Below are 26,849 nucleotides of genomic sequence, written 5' to 3' on the forward strand. Positions count from 1 at the left end.
GAGGCACCATGGCGACGACCGACACCACAGCCATCCTCACCGGGATTCTCAAGACGCGCATCCTCGTCCTCGACGGCGGAATGGGCACGATGGTACAGGGCCACCGCCTGACCGAAGGCGATTATCGCGGCGCCCGGTTCGCCGCCCACCCGCGGGATCTCAAGGGCAACAACGACGTGCTCGTGCTGACGCGTCCCGACGTCATCGCGGGCATCCACCACGCGTATCTCGAGGCCGGCGCGGATGCGATCGAGACCGACACGTTCAACGCCACGTCGATCGCGCAGGCGGACTACGGCCTCGAATCGTGCGTCTATGAGATCAACCTCGAAGCCGCGAAGCTGGCCAGAGCCGCCGCCGCCGACTGGTCGGCCCGCACGCCCGGCAAGCCGCGATTCGTGGCGGGCGCCATCGGCCCGACCAACAAGACACTGTCGATCTCGCCGGACGTCAACAACCCCTCATTCCGGGCGGTGACCTTCGGCCAGCTCCGCGATGCCTACATCGAACAGGCGCGCGGCCTGCTCGATGGCGGATGCGACTGCCTGCTGGTTGAAACCATCTTCGACACGCTCAACGCCAAGGCGGCGCTGGTGGCCATCGAAGAGGTCTTCGACCAACGCCAGTCCCGCGTGCCAGTCATGATTTCGGTGACCGTCTCGGATCGCAGCGGCCGGACGCTCTCCGGCCAGACGATCGAGGCCTTCTGGCTGTCGGTGGCCCACGCGCGTCCCTTCAGCGTCGGCCTCAACTGCGCGCTCGGCGCGCGGGAGATGCGGCCGCACCTGGTCGAACTCGAGCAGGTGGCCACCTGCCACGTCAGCTGCTACCCCAACGCCGGACTGCCCAACCCCTTCGGCCAGTACGACGAGACACCGGCCGAGACCGCGCAGATCGTCGGCGAGTTCGCGGCCGCGGGCCTGGTTGACATTGTCGGAGGCTGCTGCGGCACCACGCCCGATCACATCCGCACGATTGCCGAGGCGGTGGCCCGCGTCCGCCCGCGATCGTCCCGCATCCCGCCTGCCACGCCGAAGCCGGTGTCACCGATGCCCGGCGAAGGCGGGAGACCCGAACCCGACTTGCCGCGCGGAATCCCTCAGACGGGTTCGACAGGCTCACCGCAGGCAGGCTCCCTGGGATCGCCACGCTCCAGCGTGGCCGGGACGCGTGCCGGGCTGGAGCCCGGCGCTCCCAGGAATTCACCCGTCACACCGCTCGCCCGAATCCCGACTCCCGACTCCCGACTCCCGAGGTTTACTCAGTACGCGGGCCTCGAGCCGCTGACCATCCGCCCGGACAGCAACTTCATCATGATCGGTGAGCGGACCAACGTGTCCGGTTCGGCACGCTTCCGCCGCCTCATCAGAGAGCGGAAGTTCGCCGAAGCCGCCGAGGTGGCGCTCGACCAGGTGCGCGGCGGGGCCAACCTGCTCGACGTCAACATGGACGAAGGGTTGCTCGACTCCGAATGGTCGATGACGGAGTTCCTGCACCTGATTGCGACCGAACCCGAGATTGCCCGGCTCCCCATCATGATCGACAGCTCGAAGTGGTCGGTCATCGAAGCCGGTCTCCAGGCCATCCAGGGCAAGCCCATTGTCAATTCGATCAGCCTCAAGGAGGGCGAGGAGGATTTTCTTCACAAGGCGCGACTCATCCGTCGCTACGGCGCCGCCGTCGTCGTGATGGCGTTTGACGAAGCTGGACAGGCCGATACCGTGGAGCGGAGAGTGCAGATTCTCCAACGCGCGTATGGCCTCCTCACCCGCGAGGCCGGTTTCGATCCACTCGACATTGTTTTCGATCCGAACGTCCTCGCCATCGGCACGGGACTCGAGGAGCACACCAACTACGCCGTCGACTTCATCGAGTCCACCAGGATGCTCAAGGCCACGTGCCCCGGCGTCAAGGTGAGCGGCGGCATCTCGAACCTGTCGTTCGCGTTCCGCGGCAACGATCGTGTCCGGGAAGCCATTCACGCGGTGTTCCTGTACCACGCGATCCGAGCCGGCCTCGACATGGGGATCGTCAACGCGAGGCAGCTCACCGTGTACGAGGATGTGGACGCCAATCTGCGGGAGCACGTCGAGGATCTGATCTTCAACCGGCGGCCCGATGCCACCGAGCGCCTCGTACAGCTGGCCACGACCGTCACCGGCGCCGCGCAGCACAGAGGCGCCGACCTCTCGTGGCGGGACGGCACGGTGGAAGCGCGCCTCTCGCACGCGCTCGTGCACGGCGTCCTGGATTTTATCGACCTGGATGTCGAGGAGGCCCGGCAGAAGTACGAGCGGCCGATCGCCGTCATCGAAGGCCCGCTCATGGACGGGATGAAGACGGTCGGCGGGCTGTTCGGCGCGGGCAAGATGTTTCTTCCCCAGGTCGTCAAGAGCGCCCGCGCGATGAAGCGCGCCGTCGCCCATCTCGAACCGTTCATGGAGGAAGAGAAGCGGCAGAGCGGCACCGAACACCGCCAGCGTGGCACCATCGTGCTCGCCACGGTGAAGGGCGACGTCCACGACATCGGCAAGAACATCGTGGGCGTGGTCCTGGGATGCAACAACTACAAGGTCGTCGATCTCGGCGTCATGGTGCCGACCGATCGCATCCTGCGCGCGGCGGTAGACGAACGGGCCGACATGATTGGCCTGAGCGGCCTCATCACGCCGTCGCTCGACGAGATGGTGCAGGTGGCCCGTGAGATGGAGCGGCGCGGCCTGACCCTACCCCTCCTCATCGGGGGCGCGACCACCAGCCGCCAACACACGGCGGTCAAGATCGCCCCGGAATACAGCGGCACGGCCGTCTACGTGCCCGACGCGTCCAGGGTCACCGACGTCATGTCGAGCCTGCTGAGCGATACGCGGCGCGCAGAGTTTGGCGCGGAGAATCGGCGGGTGCAGGAGCAACTGCGAGAGCGGCACAAGAACCGCCAGGCGCGCGTGCTGCTGTCGTACGACGATGCGCGGGGCCGGCGGCTGGCGATCGACTGGGCCACCGAACCGATCGCGATCCCGACGGCATCGGGACGACGCACCGTTGTGGATGTCGATCTCGGCGCGCTCGTGCCGTGTATCGACTGGACGTTCTTCTTCTCGGCCTGGGGTCTCAAGGGCCGCTTCCCCGCCATTCTCGATCACGCGGAATACGGCGCGGCCGCCCGCGACCTGTACGCCGAGGCGCAATCCACGTTGGGCGCACTTGCCGCCGATCGCGCGTTGCAGGCTCGCGGGGTCTATGGGATTTGGACGGCAGGCAGCGATGGCGACGATATCGTCTTCTTTAGCGACGAGACATGCCAGCGCGAGATCGCGCGGTTTCCCATGCTGCGTCAGCAGGAGGTGGTCGAAGAGGGCCGTGCCCAGTTGTGCCTGGCCGACTTCGTCGCCCCGCGCAACAGCGGCCGCACCGACTATCTCGGGGCGTTTGCCGTCACCGCCGGGATTGGAGCAGATGCGCTCGCTGCGGGCGCCGCGGAGAAGCACGACGACTATCACGCGATTATGGTGAAGGCGCTGGCCGATCGGCTGGCCGAGGCCTTCGCGGAATATCTACACGCCAGGGTCCGCCGCGAGTGGGGCGACGACACTGGCGAAGACCTGTCGGCCGCCGACCTGGCCGCCGAGCGGTATCGCGGTATCAGACCCGCCTTCGGCTATCCGGCATGCCCCGATCACAGCTCGAAGCAGGCACTCTTCGACCTGCTCGACGCGCCGGCGGTCGGGATCACGCTCACGGAAAACTGTGCGATGCTGCCGGCTGCCAGCGTCAGCGGACTCTACTTCGCGAGCCCGCGCGCAAAATACTTCAACCTCGGGCACATCGGCCGCGATCAGCTCGTCTCCTACGCGGCGCGCAAGAAGATGACGGTGGAGGAAGCCGAGGCCTGGCTCGCGCCGAACCTGGGGTGAGCGGCCGCCGGGTGTGACCGCCTCCGCCAAGGCTACGGCGGTCCGCCGAAGCGCCTCGCGAAGGCGGAAGACCCGGCCTCCAGTTTCAAAGACGCGGCTCCGGGGTCCGTTCCCTCAGGCTCTTCCCGAATCCCCAATCCCGTCTATTTGCTACCCGCCCCGTACATCACCTTGCCGCCCACGACGGTGTACAGCACCTTCGCCGTGGGAATCTGATCCTCAGGGATCGTGAGGATGTCTCTGGACAGGATCGTCACGTCGCCGAGTTTGCCGACGGCGAGCGACCCCTTGATCTTCTCCTCGAACGCGGCAAAGGCGCCGTTGATTGTGTATGACTTCAGCGCCTCCATCCGCGTCATCCGCTGATCGCCGAAAAACACCGATCCGTCTTTCAATCGCCGGCTCACCGTCGCGTAGTAGTTGGCAATGGGATCGACATCTTCGACAGGCGCATCGGTCCCGTTCGAGATGATCGCGCCCGACTTCATCAGCTTCTGCCAGACGTACGCCCCCTCCTCGGCGCGCTTTGCCCCGAGCCGCGCGAGCACATACGGCGCGTCAGAGGTGCAGTGGATGCCCTGCATCGCCGCGATGACGCCCAGTTTGCCAAACCGCTCGATATCGGCCGGATTGAGATGCTGGCTGTGCTCGTCGCGCCACCGCAGATCCTTCTTGTCGGGATTGGCCTTGAACGCCTCCTCGTAGATGTTGAGCACTTCACGGTTCGCGCGGTCGCCAATCGCATGGATGGCGAGCTGATAGCCATTCGCGATGGCGAGCTTCGCGGTCTCGCGGACCGAGTCGACCGGCGTCGTATTCAACCCTGTATGTCCAGGCAGATCCGCGTACGGCTCAAGAAACCACGCGCCGCGCGATCCCAGGGCACCGTCGATGGTGACCTTGATGGTGCGCAGTGTCACGTGGTTGTCCGCAAATCCAATCGTCTTGTACTTGGCGAGGTTCTCCACCAGGCGGGCGTTGCTCTCGCGCACCATCACGTAGAGCCGGATCCCGAGCTTCCCTTCCTGGGCCACCTGTTTGAACAGGTCGATGGTCGAGAATGGTTCGCCGGCATCATGGAACGTCGTCACGCCCTTCGAGAGGCATTCCTCGGCTGCCAACTGCACGACAAGGCGGGCTTCGGCGTTCCGTTCCTGCGGCGTCATCTTGTCGCGCGCGGCACGTTCGGCCCGACCGAACAGACCCTGGGCCGTCTCTCGGAACACGCCGATCGGGTTGCCAGCCGCGTCCTTCAGAATCTCGCCGCCAGCCGGATTGGGCGTGGTCTTCGTAATGCCCGCCAGTTCCATCGCCTTGGCATTGGCGAACGTCGCGTGGCCGCTCGCATGCTCGAGCACGACCGGGTTGTTCGGCGAGACCTTGCTCAGCGATTCGTGCGTTGGGAATCCCTCAACGTTCGGCTCCGGCCGCTTCGTCCACTTCTCCTGGTGCCAGCCCCGACCCGAGATCCACTCGCCTGGCTTGGCCTTCTTCGCCGCCTCGGCCACCATCGCCACAATCTGCTCCCAGCTCGTCGTCTTCATCAGGTTGAGCTGCAACTTGGCTTGTCCAACTCCAGTGAAGTGACCGTGGCTCTCGATGATGCCCGGCACGGCGAGCGCACCCTTGAGATCGATGATCCTGGTCGACGCCGCGATGTATGGCTTGATGTCGGCTTCCGTGCCGACCGCCACGATTCTGTCGCCCCGAACGGCGAGCGCCTGGGCCTCTGGCCTGACGTCGTCAACGGTCACGATCTTCCCGTTGTGAATGACCAGCGTGGCCGGCTCCACGCGCGCGGGCACCTGAGCCACCGGCCCGGCGGTCAGCGTCAGAGCGGAAAACACGACGAGCAGGGCGAATACGCGAATGGACCCGCGAATACCGATCGGCACGACAGAACCTCCTTGCGGCGGATGGCGCCGTGTCAGTTCTAACGCAATCCAGCCGGCATCACAAGGTCAAACCGCTGGGCGGCGCCCAACCCAGACCCCTCTCCTGCATGCTACGATCAGCTGATTACTGTCCCCGGAGGATTCATGCCTATGTCACGTTGTCTCCGTATGGCCGGTCTCGCCCTGATCGGCCTCTGCCTCCTGTCCGCGTCGTTCGCCGCGGCACAAACCGCCAAGCCCGCGGCGCCGGCGGTCAAGCCCGCGGCACAGGCTGCGCAGCCTGCGCGACCCGCCGAAGCCAAGGCCGAAGTGCCGGCACTCGACGCCATGCACGAGACCATCATGCCGATGTGGCATGACGCCTGGCCCAACAAGGACTACAAGGCGCTCTCCGGCATGCTGCCGGATATCGAGAAGCACATCGCCGCGATCAGCGAGGCTGAACTGCCGGGCATTCTGCGTGAGAAAGCCCCGCAGTGGGCCGTTGGCCTCGCCGATCTGAAGAAGGCCGGCGCCGGCTACAAGGCCGCCGTCGCGAGCGGCAAGAACGAGGATCTGCTCAAGGCCGCCGAAGCGCTGCACACGCAGTACGAAAAGCTGGTGCGCATCATCAAACCGGTGCTGCCGGAACTCGATGATTTCCACGGCACCCTCTACGTGCTCTATCACACCCAGACCAATCCGCTGGTCGTGGCGAAGGTGGCCGCATCGGTGGAGACGCTCAAGGTGAAGATGGCCGCCCTCGACAAGGCGACGCTGCCCGACCGTCTCAAGGCCAAAGCGGCCGAGTTCACGGCCCAGCGCGACCGTCTCGCGAAATCGCTCACCGCGCTCTCCAGCACGCTGGCGGGCGGAGACGAGGCGAAGATCAGGGAAGCCATCGAGTTGATGCACGTCGAGTACCAGAAGCTCGAGAAAGTCTTCGAGTAGGGCGCCCGCGCCTCGCTCCTGATGTCAGCCCCGGTTCGCCTCAGGCGGGCCGGGGCGCTTTTGTTTGGCGTCATTGTCTATTTATTGACTCTAGTCTAGTGAATAAGTAGACTTCTCAGCGTCATGCTGTCCCGTAAGTGCAAGTACGGCCTCAAAGCCGCCTTGCGCCTGGCCGCGGAACCGGCCGGCGCGTTCATGAACGTGACCCGCCTGGCCTTCGCCGAGCGCATCCCGAAGAAGTTCCTCGACCAGATCCTGCTCGAGCTCAAGCGGCGCGGCATCCTCCAGAGCCGGAAGGGCCAGGGTGGCGGATACATGCTCGGCCGCCCCTCGAACACTATTTCGTTTGGCGAAATCGTCCGCACACTCGAAGGGCCGCTCGCGCCCATCGGCTGCGTCAGCGTGACGGCCTATGCGCGCTGCCTGGAGTGCGAAGACGAGGCGCGGTGCGGCGTCCGGGCGGTGATGAAGCGGGTCCGCGATGCCACGGCCGACATCCTCGATCACACGATGCTGGCCGACGTCGTGGCAGACGCGAAGCCTCCCGCGCGACAGCGACGCCGTCGATCGGCGTCGAAATCGCGCTGACGGACCTGCCCCAACGGGATACCTTGATACGAACTCCTGCTCTGCGCGCCCGGCTCGTCGCCGCCCTCTCGGCGGTCTTGCTCTCCGCATCGGGGGCGGCGGCCCAGGTCACATTGCTCAACGTCTCGTACGATCCGACGCGCGAGTTCTACCAGGAAGTGAACACGGCCTTCGCCAGAGGCTGGCAGGCGAAAACCGGTACCCGGGTGACCATCGCCCAGTCGCACGGCGGGTCGGGCAAGCAGGCCCGGGCTGTGATTGACGGCCTCGAGGCCGACGTCCTGACGCTTGCGCTCGCCTACGACATCAATGCCATCAGTCGCCAGGCCGGCCTGCTGCCGCCCACCTGGCAGACCCGGCTGCCAAACAACAGTTGCCCGTACACCTCCACGATCGTGTTCCTCGTGCGCGCCGGCAACCCGAAGCGCATCAAGGACTGGGACGACCTGGTCAAACCGGGCGTCTCCGTCATCACGCCCAACCCGAAGACGTCCGGCGCGGCCCGCTGGAGCTACCTGGCCGCATGGGCATTTGCGAGGAAGCGCTTCGGCGACGAGCTGCATGCGCGGGACTTTGTCGCGGCGCTCTTCAGGAATGTGCCGGTGCTCGACTCGGGCGCCCGCGGCTCGACCACGACTTTCGCCCTGCGCGGCATCGGCGACGTGCTGCTCTCGTGGGAGAACGAGGCGTTTCTCGCCCAGGAGAAGCTCGGGCGCACCCGCTTCGAGATCATCACCCCCTCGACGAGCATGCTGGCGGAACCGCCCGTCGCCATTGTCGACAAGGTCGTCGATCGACGCGGCACTCGCATCATTGCCCAGGCGTACCTTGAGTTCCTGTATTCGCCGAAGGGCCAGGAAATCGCCGCCCGGCATTTCTACCGGCCGCGCGCGGCTGACGTGATGGCGAGGCTTGGCGCGCGGTTCCCGACACTCACGCTGGTCAGCATCGCGGACGCGATGTTCGGCGGCTGGGACGCGGCGCAGAAGAGGCATTTCGATGAAGGCGGCATCTTCGATCAGATCGTCGTTGCGCGGTAGCCGCTCGGCGCTGCCCGGGCTCGGTCTCACGCTGGGCTACACGCTGCTGTACCTCGGCGTGGTGGTCCTGGTCCCGCTGGCCGCGCTCGTGCTGCGTGCGGCCGACCTCTCCTGGTCCCAGTACTGGGCGACGGTGACCACGCCGCGCGCGCTGGCCAGCTATCGACTCACGCTCGGCGCGTCGCTGACAGCGGCGGGGTTGAACGGCGTGTTCGGCCTGCTGGTCGCATGGGTGCTCGTGCGCTACCGGTTTCCGGGGCGCCGGCTGGTTGACGCCATCGTCGATCTGCCATTCGCGCTCCCGACGGCGGTTGCTGGCATCGCTCTCACAGCGGTCTATGCGCCCAATGGCTGGATTGGCAGCTTTCTTCACTCGTGGGGCGTCCCCATCGCCTACACCCCTGCCGGCGTCGTCGTGGCCCTCACCTTCGTCGGTCTGCCGTTTGTCGTGCGCACCGTGCAGCCCGTGCTCGAAGACCTCGATCCCGAAGTTGAGGAAGCCGCCCGGTCCCTGGGCGCCACGCCGTTCCAGACGACGGCACGCATCATCATCCCGACGGTGTTGCCGGCCCTGGCAACGGGCACAGCGCTGGCGTTTGCGCGCGCGCTCGGCGAGTACGGTTCCATCGTCTTCATCTCAGGCAACCTGCCAATGCGGACCGAGATGACGACGGTGCTCATCATGGCCAGACTCGAGCAGTTCGACTACGCCGGCGCCACGGCGCTGGCGAGTGTCATGCTCGGCATGTCGTTCGCCCTGCTGCTCGGCATCAACCTGATGCAGTGGATGGTGCGGCGGAGGATGGCATGAACGCCAGAGACCTGCGTCCCGGATCGGGCAACCACGGGGGGTTGCCCCTACGGCGGACTCGGGAGAGTGGGCTCGGCAGCGCGCTGGCGCGGCGGAGGACGGCATGACGCGGGGCGGCGGCGGAAAGGCAGTCCAGTGGCTGCTGATCGCGGTGGCGCTCGCCTTCCTCGCGGCGTTTCTCGTGGTGCCGCTCGTGTCCGTGCTGACGCAGGCGTTCGAGCAGGGGTGGCGCGTCTACTGGGCCTCTATCACCGAACCTGACGCACAGAGCGCCATCCGCCTGACTCTTCTCATCGCGCTGATCGTCGTGCCGCTCAACACCGTGTTCGGCGTCGCCGCCGCGTGGGCCATCGCGAAGTTCACCTTTCCAGGCCGCACGATCCTGATCACGTTGATCGATCTGCCGTTCGCGGTCTCCCCCGTGATCTCCGGCCTCGTCTTCGTGCTGCTGTTCGGGGCGAAGGGCGTCTTCGGGCCATGGCTGTCGGCGCACGGGGTCAGAATCATCTTCGCGTTTCCCGGGCTGGTCCTGGCGACGTTGTTCGTCACGGTCCCCTTCGTCGCGCGGGAACTCATCCCGTTGATGCAGGAGCAAGGCACGGAGGTGGAGGAAGCGGCCATCGCGCTCGGCGCATCCGGGTGGCAGACGTTCTGGCGCGTCACGCTTCCGAACATCAAGTGGGGCCTGCTGTATGGCGTCATCCTCCTGAACGCCCGGGCCATCGGCGAATTCGGTGCCGTGTCGGTGGTGTCCGGCCACATTCGCGGCGAGACCAACACGCTGCCGCTGCACGTCGAGATCCTGTTCAACGAGTACAACTTCACCGCAGCGTTTGCCGTCGCGTCGCTGCTGACGCTGATGGCGATCGTCGCCTTGGCCGCCAAGTCGGTGGTCGCGTGGCGGACCGACCGAACACTGGTCCCCTCAGCCGCACCGCAGGCCGGTCTCACGGACCTTCAGTCATGAGCATCGAAGTCGCGCATCTCACCAAGCACTTCGGCACGTTTGCCGCCATCGAGGACGTGTCGCTGCGTGTCGAAACGGGCGAACTGGTCGGGTTGCTCGGGCCATCCGGCTCAGGCAAGACCACGCTGCTGCGCGTCATCGGCGGCCTCGACCTGCCCGATTCCGGGTCGGTGGCCATTGACGATGTGGACGTGACCGGCCAGGGCGCACGCCAGCGCAAGGTCGGGTTCGTCTTCCAGCACTACGCGCTGTTCCGCCACCTCACCGTCTTCGAAAACGTCGCGTTCGGTCTCCGTGTCCGCCCGAAGGACGGCCGGCCGCCGGAATCGGAGATTCGCAGCCGCGTACAGCAGTTGCTCGACCTGGTTCAACTGGGCTTTCTCGCCGACCGCTACCCCGCGCAACTCTCGGGAGGGCAGCGTCAGCGCGTCGCCCTGGCCCGCGCGCTGGCGGTCGAACCGCGGCTGTTGCTCCTCGACGAGCCGTTCGGCGCCCTCGACGCGAAAGTGCGGAAGGAGCTGCGGCGGTGGCTGAGGCGGCTCCATGCCGAACTGCGCGTCACCACGGTCTTCGTGACGCACGATCAGGAGGAGGCGCTTGAGCTGTCGGACCGCGTCGTTATCATGAACCAGGGGCGCGTCGAGCAGGTCGGCACCCCTGAACACGTGTATCACTCACCCGCGAGCCTGTTCGTCTACCAGTTCCTCGGCGAGGTAAACCTGTTTGTCGGGCGCGTCGCCGGTGACAAGGCCTACCTGGGCGGGCTGGAAGTCGACCTGCCGAACAAGGCCGGTGCACCCGCCGATGTGGCTCGCCTCTTCATCCGGCCACATCTGCTCCAGGTGCACGCCGAGCCCACGAGCGGTACGTTCAAAGCCACCGTCGTCCACGTCAACAAGGCTGGGCCCTCGGTCAAGATCGAGCTGCGGGCCGAATGGGGCGACCCGGTGTTTGTCGAGATGTCTCCGGAACGTTGCGACCAGTTGAAGCTGGCGCGTGACGCGGTCGTGTTCATCAGCCCCCAGTCTCACGATCTGTTCGTCAGGGAGTGACGGAGCTAAACCAGGCGTTGTGAATCCGTCCGGCAAACCTCGCGAGCGTCGGTCGGCCGACACCAATTCCAGAACCGCGCACCGGCGAGAAATTGCGCGACAACTGGTGAGGTCTGAGCATTTAGGCCGTCGGCCGGGTGACGCCGGCCTTCACAGGCCGTCACACCATGACCCGGGATTGCACGCGCCAGCCCTGGTACGTGCTTTGCTCCAGGCATCCTCAGTCCGGCATTCAAGCAACTCGACATCTGGCCGATTACGTGATCACCGGGCACAGTGGGCTCATGGAGGGTCGCATGGACGCCAGATCAAACGATGTCGCGCACATTCCGGGATTGGCGGCTCGAACGCTCGCCTGCGCCGTGATCAAGCAGGCGCTTGTGGATGCGCTCGACCCGACGACACCCCAGGAAATCCGGGCGGACGCCCAGGCGTTTCTGTCCGGTGATGAGTGGTATCGGATGTGGTGCAACGCGGGCGGCTATTCGCCAAGCCCGCTGCTCCACCGCCAACAGGCTGCATAAAGGCCCCCTCCTGCCAGATCGGGCGCCGGCGATGGAATAACCCGGCGCCCGCTCGCCTATCAGTTTGAGATTCCGATACACTTCCGGCCCATGGCCACGCCGCGGACGATCCGCACGGTGTGCCCGCGCAACTGCTACTGCACGTGCGGGATGCTCGTCACCCTCGACGAGCGTGACCGGATCGTGCGGATTGAGGGCGATCCGGCCAACCCGGCCACCGGCGGTCATGTATGCCTCAAGGGGCTAAGCTACGCCCGGCGTGTGAATTTCCGCGATCGACTGCTCACACCGATGCGCCGGCGCCCGAGTGGTGAGGGTTTCGAACCGGTCGCGTGGGACGATGCCCTCGGCGAGATCACCGAGCGATTGACGCGCATCCGTACGACCCACGGACCGTCGAGCGTCTTGTACTACGAAGGCTCCGGATCCCATGGCGCGCTCAGTAGGCTCTCGATGGCCTTCTGGCGGCAGTTTGGCGGGTGCACCACGACGTACGGAGACCTGTGCTGGCCAGCCGGCCTCGAAGCCACGCGGTTGACCTACGGCGCCAACATCCACAATCACCCGCGCCTTACACGCGACAGCCGTTTCATTCTGATCTGGGGCCACAACCCGGCCGAAACCAATATCCACCAGTGGCGGCTGATTCTGGACGCGCAGGAGCGCGGCGCCATCGTAGCCGTCGTTGATCCGCGCAGCACCGATACGACCGACGCCGCCGACATCCACCTGCAGCCGCGCCCGGGAACCGACGCGGCGCTGGCGCTGGGGCTCGCCCGCATCATCGTGGATGCCGGCCTGCACGATGCGGCGTTTCTCGGCGCGCATGCCGCAGGCTTTGAGCAGTACCGCGCGCGCCTCGCCGACTATCCCACGGAGAGGGTCGCTGACATCACGGGGCTCGACCCGGCAGCGATTCGCGATCTCGCGCTGGCCTATGCGCGGACCCGTCCAGCGTTGCTCATCGCCGGCTTCGGATTGCAGCGTCACCATCGCGCCGGCCAGACGATGAGAGCCGTCGCGTTGTTGCCGGCCGTCACTGGCAATGTGGGGGTGGCGGGCGGTGGCTGGCAATACGCCAACCTGGCAAGCCATTGTCTGCGCGAATTGCCGCTGCCGCCCGAGCCCGCCGGGATGCGAGCCATCCCGGTGTCGCAGCTGGCCCGCCATCTGGAAACGCAGACTGCTCCCCCCATCCGGGCCGCGTGGATTGAACGCGGCAATCCGGGCAGGCAAAACCCGGCCGCCCCGCGGGTACGGGCTGCCCTCTCGTCGCTCGACCTGGTGGTCGTGGTCGATCAGTTCATGACGCCGACGGCCGCGTGCGCCGACTTTGTGCTGCCGGCCAAATCACTGTTCGAAGAGGAGGATCTCGTCACCGCGTATTGGCATCCGTATCTGCAGTGGCGCGCGAAAATTCTCGAGCCTCCCGGCCAGGTGAAGCCCGAGACCGAGATCTGGCGACTGATGTGCGAGCGATTCGGGTACGACACGTCGTGGTTCCCAGTGGACAAGCTCGCCTACCTGCGCGAGTTGCTCCCGGCAGGCCACGAGTCAGCGCTCGAGGCCCTGATGGACCGGCCTCTGGATCTGTCGGAACATGGTGACGTCGCGTTCGCCGATTGGCACTTTCCGACGCCATCGGGGAAGATACAGTTTGCCTCCGAGGAGGCCGGGGACTTGTGGGGCGTCGGGGCCGTGCCGGAGTATGCACATCTTGACGAGGGCCATGCCTCGGCGCTGGCGGACCGTCTCCCGCTGCAGCTCCTCTCGTGCAAGACGCGCGATCGGATCCACTCGCAGTTCGGCAATCTCGACTGGGTGCGCGAAGTCGAGCGGCCGCACGTGCTCGACATCAATCCGCACGATGCGTCAGTACGTGGCATCACCGACGGCGCCCGTGTTGCCGTGTGGAACGATCGCGGCCGGATCGAGCTCGCGGCGCGCGTGACGCCGGGCATCAGGCCTGGCGTCGTGCACATCCTTGAAGGCTGGTGCCACGAGGGCGATCCCGATGTGAACGCGCTCACCGGCGAAGGCATCACCGACATGAACCACGGCGCGACCTTCTACGAGTGCCTGGTCGACGTGGTGCACGTATGAGCGGCGCGGGATTCCTCGTCGACCTGCATCGGTGCGTCGGATGCGGCTCGTGCGTGCTCGCGTGCCGAATCGAGAACGGTCGAACCGACGAGCTGTCATGGCGGCGCGTGCTGCCGCTCAATCTGCGGCGGCACCCGGGAGGACCCACGTATTTCCTGTCGGTCGCGTGTCACCACTGCGATGAGCCCGCGTGCCTGCGAGGTTGCCCGTCCCGCGCGTACGAGAAACGGGCGGATGGCGTGGTGCTGCATCACGACGATCGCTGCCTGGGCTGCCGCTACTGCGAGATGACCTGCCCGTTCGGCACGCCGACATACGACGAGGAGCGGGGCGTCGTCTCGAAGTGTCACCTGTGCGTGCAGCGGCTCGACCAGGGACTAGCGCCGGCGTGCGTCGCCGCGTGTCCGACCGAGGCGTTGCGGTACCAGGGGCCGGGAGCCGCGGCGAGCGCTGATGCGCGGGCGGGCGTGCCGGGATTCATAGATCCGGCCGGCTGCAGGCCGAACATCAGGTTTACACCGCCGAGAGGTGCGCGACGCGTGGTGTTGTTCGCGGCGCTTGAGGAGGTGATGCGGCGATGACCCAATCGTCTGGACACATGCCGCTCGTGTGGTTCACCAGCCTGGCCATCGGCGGGGCCGGCCTCATCGCCGCCGCCGCGTGGCGCCTACCTGCGGATCTCGCGTCGCAGGCGACTGCGCTGGCGGTGGGCGCGGTCGCGCTGGGCGCCGGTATTCTGGTCTCGATGCTCCATCTCGGCCGGAAGTCGCGCGCCCTGCTGGCCGCGCGCGGCGCGGGCCGCAGTGCCCTCAGTCACGAAGTCCTTCTGGCGGGGGCGACCCTCGCGTCGGCCCTGGCGCTTCTGGCGATGTACTGGCAGGCCTCTCCCTATGTGTGGGCCAAGTTCGCGGCGGCCACAACCGCGAGCCTGTTTCTCCTTTCGATCGGACGTGTGTATCGACTGGGGGGACAGCGGACGTGGCGCGGCCCGACCGTTCTGGTGCCCCTGACAACCGGGCTCGTGTGCGGCGAAATGTTCCTGCAGGTGATTGGCAACGCGTCGATCAGAGAGATCAGCGTGGCGTTCTGGATCATCCCCATCGACGCCATGGTGTTTGCCTCTCGGTGGTGGACTTTGGCCCGCACTGCTTCGGCGGGCACGCCGCGACGTGTTGACGCCAACCGACTGCACAATCTCTCAGCCGCGCGCCTGCTCATCTTCGACGTCATCCCGCTCGTGCTCCTCGACATGAACGCGGCCGGTCTTGCCATGATCGCGGTTGTGATGGGACTGGCGCTCGATCGATGGCTCTTCTATGCGCTCGCGGACCAGCATACGACGGAGGCCGAGCTCGCCCGCGTCGAGGCGATTATCGAACGCGAATCTCGAATCGGATAAAATCGTCGTGGTCGCTGCAGCGGCTCTGTCACACCCATCCAGAGGACTGATTCCCCATGATCGTGCGTCGTGCTCACCTGAGAGGAGCGGTCATCGGACTCCTGCTCATCGCAACGTCGGCACCAGTTGTCGGCCGCGCCGGCGTCCAGGGCGGCGAGTCGAAGCCCGTGTTGCGCCTGGCCACCACCACCAGCACGGCCGACACGGGCCTGCTGAGCGCGCTGCTGCCCGATTTCGAGCGCCAGTGCGGCTGTCGCGTGGATGTGGTGGCCGTCGGCACGGGTCAGGCACTCGGACTCGGACGGCGCGGCGACGTGGACGTCCTGCTGGTACACGCGCGCGAGGCCGAGGACGCGTTTATCGCCGAAGGCCACGCCACGCGTCGCGACGACGTGATGTACAACGACTTCGTCATCGTCGGGCCGGCTGCCGATCCGGCGGGGATCGGAAAGACGAAGCTGGCCGTCGAGGCGTTCAAGGCCATCGGCAAGGCGAACGCAGCATTCGCGAGCCGCGGCGACAAGTCGGGCACGCACACGAAGGAACTCGCGCTCTGGAAGTCGGCCGGTCTCGCGCCCACCAGGAAAATGTCCTGGTACCTGTCGGTCGGCCAGGGCATGGGCGAAACGCTGACATTTGCGAGCGAGCGTCAGGCGTACACGCTGAGCGATCGCGCCACATGGCTCGCGATGCGCGGCAAACTGACCGGGCTCCGGTTGCTGTTTGGCGGCGAGACGCTGGCGGCCAATCCTGATCGCGATCTGCGCAACGACTACGGCATCATCGCCATCGGCCAGACCCGACATCCGTTCGTGCAGGCGGCGTTGGCGGCGCGCTTCGTCGAATGGATTCTCTCAAAGCCGACACAGGACCGCATCGGCGCCTTCGGCGTCGATAGGGTTGGCCAGCCGCTGTTCTACCCGAACTCGCACAGGCGGCCGAACACGCGCGACGCCGGCCAGGTGACGTCGATCACCGTGCGCTGACGACATGGTGACAACCGGTTTCAAAACCCGTTCTGGCGGCCGGAACACGTGCCGCGCGCACAGGTTTCGAAACCGTCTCCAGAAGGTGTCTCATCGATAGCATCCTGCGTGCACTCGGAGAGCCGGCATTAGTCGCGGTGGTGGCCCTCACCTTCCGCGTGACCGGCATTGCGCTGCTCCTGGCGACCATCGTCGGCGTGCCCATCGGCGCCGCCCTCGGTCTCGCGCGCTTTCCGGGCCGCCGCCTCGTGACGCTCGTGCTCTACACCGGGATGGGACTGCCGCCCGTCGTCGTCGGGTTGTTCGTCTACGTGGCGTTCTCGAGAAGCGGCCCGCTTGGCGATCTCGGGTGGCTGTTCACACCCGCCGCCATGATTGCGGCGCAGACCATCATTGCGTTTCCGCTAGTGGCTGCGCTCACGATGAGCGCGGTGGACGGCGTCGATCGGGACCTGCGCCTGCAGGTCCGTGCGCTGGGCGCCACGCGGTGGCAACTGGCCTGGACCGTGCTCCGCGAGGCCCGCATCGGCGTCACGGCCGCGATCGTGGCGGCGTTTGGCGGGATCATCTCGGAGGTGGGCGCGGTCATGTTGGTCGGCGGGAACATCGAGGGCCAGACGCGGGTGCTGACGACCGCGATCATGCTGTATGCGCGCCAGGGCGACTTCGCCCTCGCCATGGCGCTTGGCCTCATCCTCATCGCGCTCGCGCTGGCCGCTAATGCCGTCCTGCTTCAACTCCAGGGGCGGTCGCGATGAGCGGCACCGGACCGGCTTACCGCATCACCGATCTGCGCCATCGCTATGGCAGTCGCATCGTGCTGGACGTGCCAGCGCTCGACATCGCGCGTGGCGAGACGCTGGCCGTCATCGGCCCGAGTGGCGCGGGAAAAACGACGCTGCTGCGCCTGTTGCAATTTCTCGAACGGCCGACGGAGGGCAGGATTGAGTACGCGGGAACGCCGGCCGTTTTTCCGATGCCAATCGAGATCAGCCGAACTGTCACCACGGTGTTTCAGCGGTCGGTCATGCTGGACCGATCGGTCCGCGACAATGTCGTGTTCGGACGCCGTCTCCGCGGCAGCCGAGCATTCGCCGATGTCGACGCCCTGATCGAGCGGTTGGCGCTGCAGCACCTGGCGAAGGCGCCCGCCCGGTCGCTCTCGGGCGGCGAGATGCAGCGCGTCGCGCTCGCCCGCGCCATTGCCACCGGGGCCGACGTGCTGCTGCTCGACGAACCGGCGGCAAACCTGGATCCCCGCAATGTCGCCATCGTGGAAGCGATGATCAAGGAACTCCAGGGACGGGGCACGACGCTGGTGCTCGTCACGCACAACACGCACGAAGCCCGCCGCCTGGCGTCGCGGACGCTGGTCCTGCTCGATGGCCAAGTGATCGAGGTGGGGCCAACCGCCACGGTCTTCGACTCGCCGGCCGACCCCCGCACCCGAGGCTTCCTGCGCGGCGACTTCATCTACTGAGAAATGGGGCCAGGCCCCATTTCGCCAGGCCGCCTCATTGTTGCCTTATCTGGGCCGGCCAATCTTGATCAGCACCGCGCCGTGGCGAGGCACCGTCGCCGAAAACTGATCGGTGGCGCTGCCGAGATCCCGGTGGAGCCACAAATCGCGAACCGGTTGGCTGCCCGACAGGCCCAGCGCCGAGAGCTTCACAGCCACCGTGGTCGGTTCGGGGCCGCGGTTAAACAGGCCCACGGCCATCGTGCCATCCGAAAGCGGTTTCGCCCAGACGTCGTACCGACCGTCGCCTGCGAGACGACCTGCCGCCTTGCCGAGCACGTCCTGATTGACGGCCAGCACTTCCGGGTTGCCGAGCAGGTTGACGGTGAACTCGTCAATCCGCGACATGTCGGCGCCAATCAGAAGCGGCGCCGCCTGCAGGCTCCACAACGAGATGTGGGTGATCTGCTCGTTTGGCGTCAACTGTGTCGGCCTTGCCGTATCGGTCCGCCCCCAGCCCACCATGCCGACGACGAGCATGTCGGTGTCGTTCCAATGGCCGGGGCCCGCGTACTTCTCGTGACCGGTTTGCTCGAAGCCGATGCCAGACATCGACGGCCATGTGTCGGTGATGTCGCCGGTCACCCGCCACAGGTTGCCGCCGACCTCGTCGCCCCACTCCCAGACGTTGCCCCAGCCGTACTGGCAGAGACTGTAAACGAAGTCGCGATCGAGCGTGTCGAGGATGCCGCGCATCAGCACGTATGGCTTCTTCAGATCCGCGAGGTTGTTGCGATCGCCCTCGTAGGAGCACCAGTCGTACTTGATGTAGTCGAAGCCCCACTTCGACCACGTGCGCGCGTCCTGCGCCTCGTGCTGGAAGCTGCCGTCGTACCGCTGCTGGCACGTGCGCGGCCCTGGCGACGAGTAGATCCCGATTTTGAGGCCGAGCCCGTGGACGTAGCCGGTGAGCGCCTTCATGTCGGGGAACTTCTCGTTCGCGGTGATCTCGCCTGTCGCCGTGCGCGGCCCTTCCCACGCATCGTCGATGTTGATGTACGTATAGCCCTGGGCCGCCAGACCGCTTCTGACCATGCCGACAGCCGCCGCGCGCACTTTCGCATCATCCACGCGGCCGCCCCATACATTCCACGAGTTCCACCCGAGCGGAGGCGTGAGCGCCAGCGCATCCTTGCCGCCGACAATCGTGATGGCGCCGGTGGTCCGGCCTTTGGGTCCGGTGACCGTGACAGTGACGGCCGTCCGGCCCTCGCGCCTGAGCGCCCCGCGGATGACGCCCGTCTTCGAGTCGAGCGTGAGCCCGGCCGGCAGGTTCTTCGCCGCGAAGGTCAGCGGCCCCTCGCCCGACGCGGGAATCATGAATTGGAAGGGGCGCCCGGGCGTGGCGCCGGTGATGCGGGGATGGTTGATGCGCGGCTCGGCAGTCCGGCTCGATGCCATCGGCGGCGGCGCCTCAACTGGCGGTGTCACGACCTCGGGCTTTGACGTGGCCTTCTGGACCGGCAGGATCATCGCACCGCCCCAGACCACCGTGTCACCCTGAGGGCCGTCGCCGCCGTCATGCACGGAGAGGACGAGGCGTTGGGCGCCGGCGAGATCAATCGAGATCGGCCGGGGCGCGTCGGCGGCCTTCATCAGGCCGGAGTCGCCCACATGCTTGCCGTCGACCCAGACGTCGAACGTGACGCTGCCGGGGCCGCTTTTCGCCGTGTCGTCGATACCGACCATCGAAACGAACCGTCTGGCCTGGCCCTTCAGATCGATCGCGAGGTCTGTGTTGACGTTGAGGGGCAAGCCGTGCGCGTACGTCACGCCACCGAGCGAGAGAACGAGCGGCGCGGGAGGCGTTGGGGGAGGCGCTGGAGCAGGCGCTGGCGGCGGCGTGGCCGGTTGTCCGGGCTGGGCCTGTCCGCGTTGCGGCTGAGCCGGCGGGCGCGGAGCACGCGGGCGGCGGATTGAGGCCCGACTCAGATCGAGGCTGTCGATCCAGATGGCATTGGCCGCGTCGATGAGGGTGAGCGATGCCGGGTCCTGCATCTCGACGCGCTCAGCGACGAGCGCGCCGCCCAGTCCGAGCGCCAGCGCCGCGACGACGATGATCTTTGATGAGGTCATGATGTGTTCCCTTCGCGGTGATCATACTGCCGGATCTTCACCTGTGCATCGCTCACGCCGGCCTCTGACCTCAAATGGCCGGATCCCTCTCGACCGAGGTCTGCAGGATGACGAAGGTCTCGGTCGACTGGATCTCCTTGATACTCTGCAGGCGCTCCGAGAGAAACGCATAGAGCTCGGGGATCCCCCGAGTCATGACCTTCGCCAGGAGGCTGTAGGTTCCCGTCGTGTAGTGCACCTCCACGATTTCTGGAATCGCCTTGAGCCGTTCCTGGGTCTGCGCGCTCAGGCCCGCCTTGGTCAGCGTGATGCCAACGAAGGCCGAGACGCCAAGTCCCAGCCCCGCATAATCCAACACCGCCCTCGAACCCTTGATGACGCCCGCCTCCCGAAGTCTGCTGACACGCTGGTGAATGGCGCCGCCCGAGACGTCCAATGCGCGCGCAATTTCGAGGAACGGTTTGCGGGCATCCTTCACCAAGGCGCGCAGGATGGAACGGTCAAGATCATCGATGGCATGTTTCACGAACCCCCCTCTCAGGCACTATTAGCTAATTTTCACAATATTACGGTCAATAGTATCAAGTTATCACAATTATGCCGATTGACATGTATGTAGTGGTAGTCACGTGCGCTTTTCGCTATCATTCAGTTCTCAGGCGCACATGGTCCTGGCCCACCAGTCACCGCTGGCGGACACGAGCCTGGAATTTAAGGAGGACGTCGTGGCGACACCCCGAAGAGACTCATCCCTCGCCCTCGGCATTCAGCGGATCGAGCCGGTGGACCTGCAGGATCCCATGGTCCTCGGTTCCCTCGAACAGGCCCGGAGGGCGATGTCCAATCCTCGGCTCCAGGAGATTCTCGCCGTGCGGACCACCATCCAGCACTATCTCTGCGGCGAGCTGGTCGGTCGTGGCTACGTGCATCCGCCCGTCTACATGCTGGCGGGCTGCACGGATCCCTTGAACCACTGGACCTACCCGGCCAGGGTCAACTACTACGGCGAAGAGGTGTCGGTCACCCAGTCGCTCATTCTTCAGAAGATCCTCATGGTCATGCTTTCCGGAGCCCGACAGGTCTTCTGGGCTTCCCCGAACATCCGGATGGAGATGCGCATCGGGCGGAAGGAGTACAAGTACACCTCGGAGTTCATGCAGGTGGACTTCGAGAAGCGTGACGGAACCTACGAGGAAATGCTCGGGCTCATCTCGGATCTGGTCCGGGGCCTCTATCGGCGCCTCGCCGAAACCCATGGCGACACCATTCAGCGCTTTCGGGGATCAGCCTTGCCCGAGTTGACGGACCCGCTCAAGGTCATCGACGTCCAGGACATCAAACGGCGGGAGAGCCTGGAAGACGATGACGCCGTTGAGCGCTGGGCGGCGTCGCGCTCGCAGGGCCGGCCCTTCATTCTCTCGAACCTGCGGAGGGAGGCCTACGACTGTTTCGAGCCCGAGCAGGGACGCTTTCTCAACTACGACGTGGTCCTGCCGCCTGCGGGCGAGAATCCGCATCCCATCGAGTGTCTGTCGGGCGCCGAGCGGACCCGGTCGATCGAGGATCTCGAGCGCCGGATGATGGATCTCAATTACCCCATGGCCTATTTCGCGCCTTTCTTCGATTTGTTCACGTCCCTCGATGGCAACGGGGGGAAGATCGCGTGTGCCGGCGCGGGTTTCGGAGTGGAGCGGCTGACGTACGCGATTCTGGGGCTCAAGGACATCCACGAGGTCTATCCCTTTCCCCGCATGGCCGAAGGGCGGATCGCCATTTAGTCTCGCGCAGGATCGGGCGTGACGACGTTGACGAGGCAGCAAGGCCATCGCCCCGGCTATTTTCTTGTCGGCGCGAGATGCGCGTCGAGGAACGCGTCGATGTCGGCAAGCGTGCTGTAAGCCAGCGACGTGGCGTGCCGGTGAGAAAGTCCGCTGATCATGCGTGAGATCGCGCCCTGCCGGTCGGCGTGATAGAGCACGTAGGCGCACTGGCCCGACTGCGCCGCACGGCCGAGAATGTAGCCGACCTCGAATCCCACACCGAAGCTGGAGCCCGACGCCTCGGCCACAAGGATGTCGGCGGCGTCGAGCCACTCGACATCCCGCGTGAACACGTGCTCGGCGGTCACACGGCTTTCGACCGCCTCAACATCGTCTCGAAGCAGGTGCGACGTCAGCACCTCGTGCCCGAGATGCACGAGCCGATCGTGAATGTGACGCGCCGCCGCAACCGCTCCGCGGTCTCCCCGAACAGTACACGCCAGGTAGATACGCATGCCGGCTCCAGTATTCTCATCCCTTCGACCGCCGACCTCGCCTCACCGTCTGTCAGGGTCGCGCGAGCGCCGCGGCCCAGGGCTGGGCCGTCACGGTCGACCGAATCACGTCGATGGCGCGCTCGATGTCCGGTCTCGTAATGCCGCGGTAGGTCACGAAGCGGACCACCGATCCCATCCCCGGCAGACCGCGCACGCCCTGCTCGCGCAGGTGGGTCGCGAAGGTTGCGGCATCGATGCCCAACCCCTTGACGTCCACATTGACGATGTTGCTCTGCACGGCGTGCAGATCGACAGACAAGCCTGGGATTAACGCCACGGCTTGGGCGAACAAGCGGGCGTTGTTGTGATCCTCGGCGAGCCGCCCGATCATGCTCCGCAGAGCGACGAGTCCGGGCGCGGCAATCACGCCGGCCTGGCGCATCGCAGCGCCGAACGACCGGCGCACCTTGCCGGCTCGCTCGATAAAGGCGCTCGATCCGGCGAGTACCGACCCCACGGGTGCCGACAGGCCCTTCGACAGACAGAAACTGACGGTATCGACCGAACGGACCAGTTCGCGCGCCTCGACGCCGAGTGCGACCGCCGCGTTGAAGATGCGCGCGCCGTCGAGATGCACCGAGAGGCCGCACTCGCGACCGATGGAGGCCAGTTCGTCGATCTGCGCCGCCGGCATCACCGTGCCGCCAGCGGCATTGTGCGTGTTCTCCAGGCACAGGATGCCGCGCGCCGGGTACATCGTTGCCGCCTTCTTCCCGGCCCACCGCACGCGATCCGGATCAGGCGCCCCGTAGTGCCCGCCGACAGGAATCACCAGCAGCCCGCAGGCCGCGGCGACGCCGCTGAATTCCATGCCGTACACGTGCGCGCTCTCCTCGACGATCGCCGCCGCGCCCGGTTCGGCATGCGTGCGCAGCGCGAGCGTATTCGACATCGTGCCGCTGATGGTGAAGACGGCCGCATCCTTGCCCATCAACCGGGCCGATTCGGCTTCAAGTTCACGAACCGTGGGATCGCCGTCGCGCGAATCGTCGCCCAGTTTCGCCGTCACCATGCTCTGGAGCATCTCCGGCGTCGGCAGGGTGAGCGTGTCGCTGCGCAGATCGATGAGTGCCATATCGCACGACTCCACATACGGGGCCTGACCGATGATCGTCGCTATTGTATCGCGGGGGCCCGAACGATGCGTCGACGCGGAAGCCTCGCTGCCCGATGCGCTTGGAGAATTCTGTTGACGCGCACGAGGCCGCGGCGATGACGGCGGGGAGGCCCGGGCTGAGCGGCCCACTTCCATGGGCTCGGGCAAAAGGTCTAGTCATGATACACGTCCCGGCCCGGCCTCGCGGGGACTCCCCCTGGGGAAGATCCGTCGCCCAGACCGGCCCTCGTGCAGCCCCCTGCGGTGCAGGCGGGGCGTCAGTAATGGGGAAAGAGGATGGCGTTGCGAACCCGCAGGTCGCCGGACAGGTACAGGTCGCGGAGGGCGGCGTGCTGGGTCTTGCCGTTGTGAGCGTCAACCCTGCAATTGGCGCCGTCCTTCTATCCACGGATAACTGGGCAATTGACGCCATCCATATGTGACGTTAGCCTGCTTGGCATTCCTGGCGAAGACTGGCATCATGAACGCACGCGAGCCGAACTGAATGCCGAAGATCACCAACATCCCGGGCCCGTACTGGTTGTTCTTCTACAGCTTCGACTGTAGCGAGCCCATGCACGTGCACGTTCGGCGGGAGAAGAAGACCTGCAAGTTCTGGCTCGCTCCGGTAGAACTGGCGTGGAATCATGGATTTGCGCCACGGGAACTGAACGACATCCGGGTCCTGATTCAGGAACACGGACAGAACATCATCGAGGCTTGGTATGAGCACTGCGGTCAGCGTTGAATCGAGAGTCAGCCGGGTCGAAGTGACCGGCGAAGTCATCACGGCCTACCTGGTGGACGGACGCGTCATCAGCGTTCCGCTTGCTTGGTCCTGGCGCCTATCCGAGGCGAATCCGGCACAGCGGGCGAATTGGACGCTTATTGGCGATGGTCAGGGAGTGCACTGGCCAGACGTAGACGAGGATCTGAGTGCCGAGGGCATGCTGCACGGCATTCCCGCTCACCGGCCAGGTACACGCGCCGCAAGTCCTGGTGCGACAACGCCGGCTAACAAGGCGGTGCAGCCGACGAGCCGCGCGCGGCAGAGGGCCAACAAGTCGCGACCGGCATCACACGCGGCTCGCGGCTGACCCCCGGACGTTGGCGGGCAACCGACGACCGGTATTTCAGGTTCGGGTCAGACTACCGATGCGCGCGCCGCTTGGACCAGTTCTCGACGGCGATCTCTCTGAAGCGAGCGAAGTCCCTGGTGTTCAGGGTGACCAATACCAGTTGGTTGACATGGGCGATCGCGGCGATCTGGCCATCGACGAACGGCGCAGTCCGGCCGAGTGCCTCGAGACGTGCTCGCTCATGGCCGTGCCACGTCGCCGCAAACTCGTCATACGGAAGAATTGGAAACGATATCTGTATGACGTCGTGGAGATAGGTTTCGAGAGCAACTCGGCGCTTGCCTCTTGGCAGCCGACGGCAGCCGTACGTGAGCTCGTGCCAGACCGGCGCCGCTCTCCGAACGACCGTTGCCGTACTTCGGAATCGGGGCACTACGCCTGAAGGAGGCGCCGGAGCTCGCCTTCGAGGCCTTCGCGGATGCGATTCTCGCCGACGAACATCAAGACGACGCCGGGAATCTCAACGTCCAGCACGAGCGACGTCCCCGACACGGTGAGGTGGCCGGACACGGCGGCGTTGAAGAAACCGCGCGACGCCAGGAACTTGAAGTCGAGTCTTTCATCGACCCACCGGGCCTCGATGTCGTGCACCTCGACTCCGGCGGGCCACTGGCGGCCCACCAGTTCCTTGATGAGATCGTCGAGTCTTCGTTGGACCTCCTCGACCCCGAGCGTGTGCGCCGCTTCGATTCGCATAAGTGTGCCGGTCTCCGGTTCGTGTTGCCGGAACGATATCATGCGACACGTTTCTGGTAGCATTCCCGGTATGCTTACACGCTCATCCACCCGCCCGCGTCTGGTTCCGGCGCTGGTCCTGACGGCGCTTGTCGGCAGCCTCGTATCCTTCGGCGCACAAACCTTCCCTCCAGGCTATGACGTCATCATTGCTGGGGGACGCGTCGTCGATGGCACCGGCGCGCCGTGGTTCATGGCCGACGTGGCCATCAACGGCGATCGCATCGCGGCCGTCGGCGACCTGCGGGACCGATCCGCCAAAACGCGCGTCGATGCGACGGGGCTGGTGGTGGCGCCCGGCTTCATCGACATGCTCGGCCAGTCAGAGTTCAACATCCTGGTGGACGGCCGTGCGGCGTCGAAGATCATGCAGGGGGTGACGACGGAGATTACCGGCGAGGGGACGGCGATTGCGCCTGTCAACGATCGGATGCTCCAGGCCGCGAAGGCCACCTGGGACCACTTCAAGGTCGCGCAAGACTTCCACACGCTGGCGGAGTACTTCACGCGTATCGAGACCCGGTCGAAAGCCGCGATCAACGTGGGCACCTTCGTCGGCGTCGGCGGGGTGCGCGACTATGTGATTGGCCGCGAGAACACACCGGCGACTCCAGCCGCGATGGAACAGATGAAGGCGCTGGTCGCGCAGGCGATGCGCGAGGGCGCGCTGGGCCTGAGTTCGTCGCTCCAGTACGTGCCGGATCGGTTCGCGACCACCGATGAGATTGTCGAACTGGCCAGGGTCGCGCGCCAGTACGGCGGCGTCTATCTGACGCATCAGCGTTCGGAAGCGGGCCAGATCTTCGAGTCGATGGACGAGGCCTTCGCGGTGGCGGAGCGGGCCCAGATCCCCACCGAGATCTGGCACCTGAAGACCGCCTACAAGGCGAACTGGGGCAAGATGCCCGAGGTGTTGCGCCGCATCGAAGCCGCCCGCGCACGCGGGCTCGACGTCACCGCGAATCAGTATCCCTACACGCGTGCGTCAAACGATCTGGCGTCGTGCCTGCCCCTGTGGGTGCGCGAAGGGACGGTCGACGCGATGGTGGCGCGGCTCAAGGACCTGTCGCTGCGCGATCGCATCAAGAAGGAGATGGATGACCCGTCGGTGACGGCCTGGGAAAACCAGTGGTTCGGGTCGGGCGGTGGCGACGGCGTCATGGTGTCGTCGGTGCTGAACAAGGACCTGCGCAAGTACGAGGGGATGACGCTGACGCAAATCGGCAAGGTGATGGGCAAGGACCCGCGCGACGCCCTGATGGACCTGGTAATAGCCGATCATGGCGAGACGGCGTGCATCATCGCGATTATGACCGAGGAGGACGTGCGGACCGCCCTCAAACACCCGCTGGTCTCCATCGACACCGACTCCGGCGCCAAGGCCGAAGACGGCCCGCTCGCGGAATCGAAATCGCATCCGCGCGCCTGGGGCACCTTCGCCCGCATTCTTGGCAAATACGTGCGCGACGAGAAGCTCCTCACGCTCGAAGAAGCCGTCCGCAAGATGACGTCACGCGCGGCCAGCCGCGTCGGCCTGCAGGATCGCGGCGTGCTGCGACCGGGCCTGGCGGCCGACATCACGGTGTTCGATCCCGCCACGATTCGCGATATCTCGACGTTCGAGGATCCGACGCATTACTCGGTCGGCGTGAAGTACGTGTTCGTCAACGGCCGGGCGGTCGTCGCCAACGGAACGATCACCGACGAGCGCCCGGGTCGGCCGCTTCGCGGTCCCGGCTACCGCCCGACAAAGTGAAA

The 26,849-nt window shown here is 65.8% G+C and carries 23 protein-coding genes and 1 pseudogene; 18 read left to right on the forward strand and 6 right to left on the reverse strand.

Annotated elements, in window-relative coordinates:
• Window positions 1-8: 8 nt before the first annotated feature.
• Window positions 9-3,914: a methionine synthase gene (metH, locus tag NT151_13135; GenBank protein MCX6539859.1), complete on the forward strand. Its 3,906-nt coding sequence runs from the start codon at window positions 9-11 to the stop codon at window positions 3,912-3,914.
• Window positions 3,915-4,057: 143 nt separating this feature from the next.
• On the opposite strand, the gene NT151_13140 is transcribed toward metH, so the two are convergent.
• The gene (locus tag NT151_13140) at window positions 4,058-5,809 is read right to left on the reverse strand and encodes an amidohydrolase family protein (protein ID MCX6539860.1); all 1,752 of its coding nucleotides are present in this window, start codon (window positions 5,807-5,809) and stop codon (window positions 4,058-4,060) included.
• Window positions 5,810-5,959: 150 nt separating this feature from the next.
• Between NT151_13140 and NT151_13145 the strand changes: the two genes are divergently transcribed.
• The 13 genes from NT151_13145 (at window position 5,960) to NT151_13205 (ending at window position 17,689) form a co-directional block, all read left to right on the forward strand.
• Window positions 5,960-6,739 (forward strand): hypothetical protein, encoded by a 780-nt coding sequence (locus NT151_13145; GenBank protein ID MCX6539861.1) that lies wholly within the window; start codon window positions 5,960-5,962, stop codon window positions 6,737-6,739.
• Window positions 6,740-6,862: 123 nt separating this feature from the next.
• Complete coding sequence (locus tag NT151_13150; protein MCX6539862.1) at window positions 6,863-7,327, forward strand: Rrf2 family transcriptional regulator; 465 nt, start codon at window positions 6,863-6,865, stop codon at window positions 7,325-7,327.
• Window positions 7,328-7,368: 41 nt separating this feature from the next.
• Window positions 7,369-8,367: a sulfate ABC transporter substrate-binding protein gene (locus NT151_13155; protein MCX6539863.1), complete on the forward strand. Its 999-nt coding sequence runs from the start codon at window positions 7,369-7,371 to the stop codon at window positions 8,365-8,367.
• Window positions 8,327-9,178 carry a sulfate ABC transporter permease subunit CysT gene (cysT, locus tag NT151_13160; protein MCX6539864.1) on the forward strand — a complete coding sequence of 284 codons (852 nt, stop codon included), beginning with the start codon at window positions 8,327-8,329 and terminating at the stop codon, window positions 9,176-9,178. Before NT151_13155 ends, cysT begins: the two co-directional genes overlap by 41 nt.
• Window positions 9,179-9,281: 103 nt before the next feature.
• Window positions 9,282-10,145, forward strand: a complete 864-nt coding sequence (cysW, locus tag NT151_13165; GenBank protein ID MCX6539865.1) for a sulfate ABC transporter permease subunit CysW — start codon at window positions 9,282-9,284, stop codon at window positions 10,143-10,145.
• Window positions 10,142-11,197: a sulfate ABC transporter ATP-binding protein gene (locus NT151_13170; protein MCX6539866.1), complete on the forward strand. Its 1,056-nt coding sequence runs from the start codon at window positions 10,142-10,144 to the stop codon at window positions 11,195-11,197. Before cysW ends, NT151_13170 begins: the two co-directional genes overlap by 4 nt.
• A 296-nt stretch (window positions 11,198-11,493) precedes the next feature.
• Window positions 11,494-11,721, forward strand: coding sequence for a hypothetical protein (locus NT151_13175; GenBank protein MCX6539867.1), 228 nt, complete (start codon window positions 11,494-11,496; stop codon window positions 11,719-11,721).
• A gap of 90 nt (window positions 11,722-11,811) precedes the next feature.
• Window positions 11,812-13,824 (forward strand): molybdopterin-dependent oxidoreductase, encoded by a 2,013-nt coding sequence (locus NT151_13180; GenBank protein MCX6539868.1) that lies wholly within the window; start codon window positions 11,812-11,814, stop codon window positions 13,822-13,824.
• Window positions 13,821-14,405 carry a 4Fe-4S dicluster domain-containing protein gene (locus NT151_13185; protein MCX6539869.1) on the forward strand — a complete coding sequence of 195 codons (585 nt, stop codon included), beginning with the start codon at window positions 13,821-13,823 and terminating at the stop codon, window positions 14,403-14,405. Before NT151_13180 ends, NT151_13185 begins: the two co-directional genes overlap by 4 nt.
• Window positions 14,402-15,223, forward strand: a complete 822-nt coding sequence (locus NT151_13190; GenBank protein MCX6539870.1) for a dimethyl sulfoxide reductase anchor subunit — start codon at window positions 14,402-14,404, stop codon at window positions 15,221-15,223. The genes NT151_13185 and NT151_13190 overlap by 4 nt, the downstream gene beginning before the upstream one ends.
• A gap of 56 nt (window positions 15,224-15,279) precedes the next feature.
• A complete protein-coding gene (locus NT151_13195; GenBank protein MCX6539871.1) occupies window positions 15,280-16,209 on the forward strand; it encodes a substrate-binding domain-containing protein in 930 nt (309 codons plus the stop codon).
• A 140-nt stretch (window positions 16,210-16,349) separates the two neighbouring features.
• On the forward strand, window positions 16,350-16,967 hold the full coding sequence (locus NT151_13200) for an ABC transporter permease (GenBank protein MCX6539872.1): 618 nt from the start codon (window positions 16,350-16,352) through the stop codon (window positions 16,965-16,967).
• Complete coding sequence (locus NT151_13205) at window positions 16,964-17,689, forward strand: ATP-binding cassette domain-containing protein (GenBank protein ID MCX6539873.1); 726 nt, start codon at window positions 16,964-16,966, stop codon at window positions 17,687-17,689. The genes NT151_13200 and NT151_13205 overlap by 4 nt, the downstream gene beginning before the upstream one ends.
• A gap of 45 nt (window positions 17,690-17,734) precedes the next feature.
• Here NT151_13205 and NT151_13210 read toward each other — a convergent pair whose 3' ends face one another.
• Together NT151_13210 and NT151_13215 are read right to left on the reverse strand one after the other, a co-directional pair.
• On the reverse strand, window positions 17,735-19,804 hold the full coding sequence (locus tag NT151_13210; protein MCX6539874.1) for an NPCBM/NEW2 domain-containing protein: 2,070 nt from the start codon (window positions 19,802-19,804) through the stop codon (window positions 17,735-17,737).
• Window positions 19,805-19,874: 70 nt separating this feature from the next.
• Window positions 19,875-20,330 (reverse strand): Lrp/AsnC ligand binding domain-containing protein, encoded by a 456-nt coding sequence (locus tag NT151_13215; GenBank protein ID MCX6539875.1) that lies wholly within the window; start codon window positions 20,328-20,330, stop codon window positions 19,875-19,877.
• A 199-nt stretch (window positions 20,331-20,529) separates the two neighbouring features.
• On the opposite strand from NT151_13215, the gene NT151_13220 reads away from it, so the two are divergent.
• Window positions 20,530-21,582, forward strand: a complete 1,053-nt coding sequence (locus NT151_13220) for a hypothetical protein (protein ID MCX6539876.1) — start codon at window positions 20,530-20,532, stop codon at window positions 21,580-21,582.
• 56 nt (window positions 21,583-21,638) lie between these two features.
• Here NT151_13220 and NT151_13225 read toward each other — a convergent pair whose 3' ends face one another.
• Both NT151_13225 and NT151_13230 read right to left on the reverse strand, forming a co-directional pair.
• Window positions 21,639-22,079, reverse strand: coding sequence for a nucleoside 2-deoxyribosyltransferase (locus tag NT151_13225; protein MCX6539877.1), 441 nt, complete (start codon window positions 22,077-22,079; stop codon window positions 21,639-21,641).
• Between the two features lie 52 nt (window positions 22,080-22,131).
• Entirely contained in the window at window positions 22,132-23,196 is a 1,065-nt protein-coding gene (locus tag NT151_13230) for a beta-eliminating lyase-related protein (protein MCX6539878.1), read from the reverse strand.
• A 526-nt stretch (window positions 23,197-23,722) separates the two neighbouring features.
• On the opposite strand from NT151_13230, the gene NT151_13235 reads away from it, so the two are divergent.
• Both NT151_13235 and NT151_13240 read left to right on the forward strand, forming a co-directional pair.
• Complete coding sequence (locus tag NT151_13235; protein MCX6539879.1) at window positions 23,723-23,965, forward strand: DUF4160 domain-containing protein; 243 nt, start codon at window positions 23,723-23,725, stop codon at window positions 23,963-23,965.
• A pseudogene (locus tag NT151_13240) lies at window positions 23,943-24,191 on the forward strand (DUF2442 domain-containing protein). Before NT151_13235 ends, NT151_13240 begins: the two are co-directional and overlap by 23 nt.
• Before the next feature lie 537 nt (window positions 24,192-24,728).
• Here the strand turns inward: NT151_13240 and NT151_13245 are convergent.
• Window positions 24,729-25,052: a polyhydroxyalkanoic acid system family protein gene (locus NT151_13245; protein ID MCX6539880.1), complete on the reverse strand. Its 324-nt coding sequence runs from the start codon at window positions 25,050-25,052 to the stop codon at window positions 24,729-24,731.
• Between the two features lie 70 nt (window positions 25,053-25,122).
• Here NT151_13245 and NT151_13250 point away from each other — a divergent pair, with 70 nt between their 5' ends.
• Window positions 25,123-26,847: a D-aminoacylase gene (locus NT151_13250; GenBank protein ID MCX6539881.1), complete on the forward strand. Its 1,725-nt coding sequence runs from the start codon at window positions 25,123-25,125 to the stop codon at window positions 26,845-26,847.
• Window positions 26,848-26,849: the final 2 nt, after the last annotated feature.

It is taken from the genome of Acidobacteriota bacterium (genome assembly GCA_026393675.1).
In the GTDB taxonomy this organism is placed as follows: Bacteria; Acidobacteriota; Vicinamibacteria; order Vicinamibacterales; family JAKQTR01; genus JBAXOX01.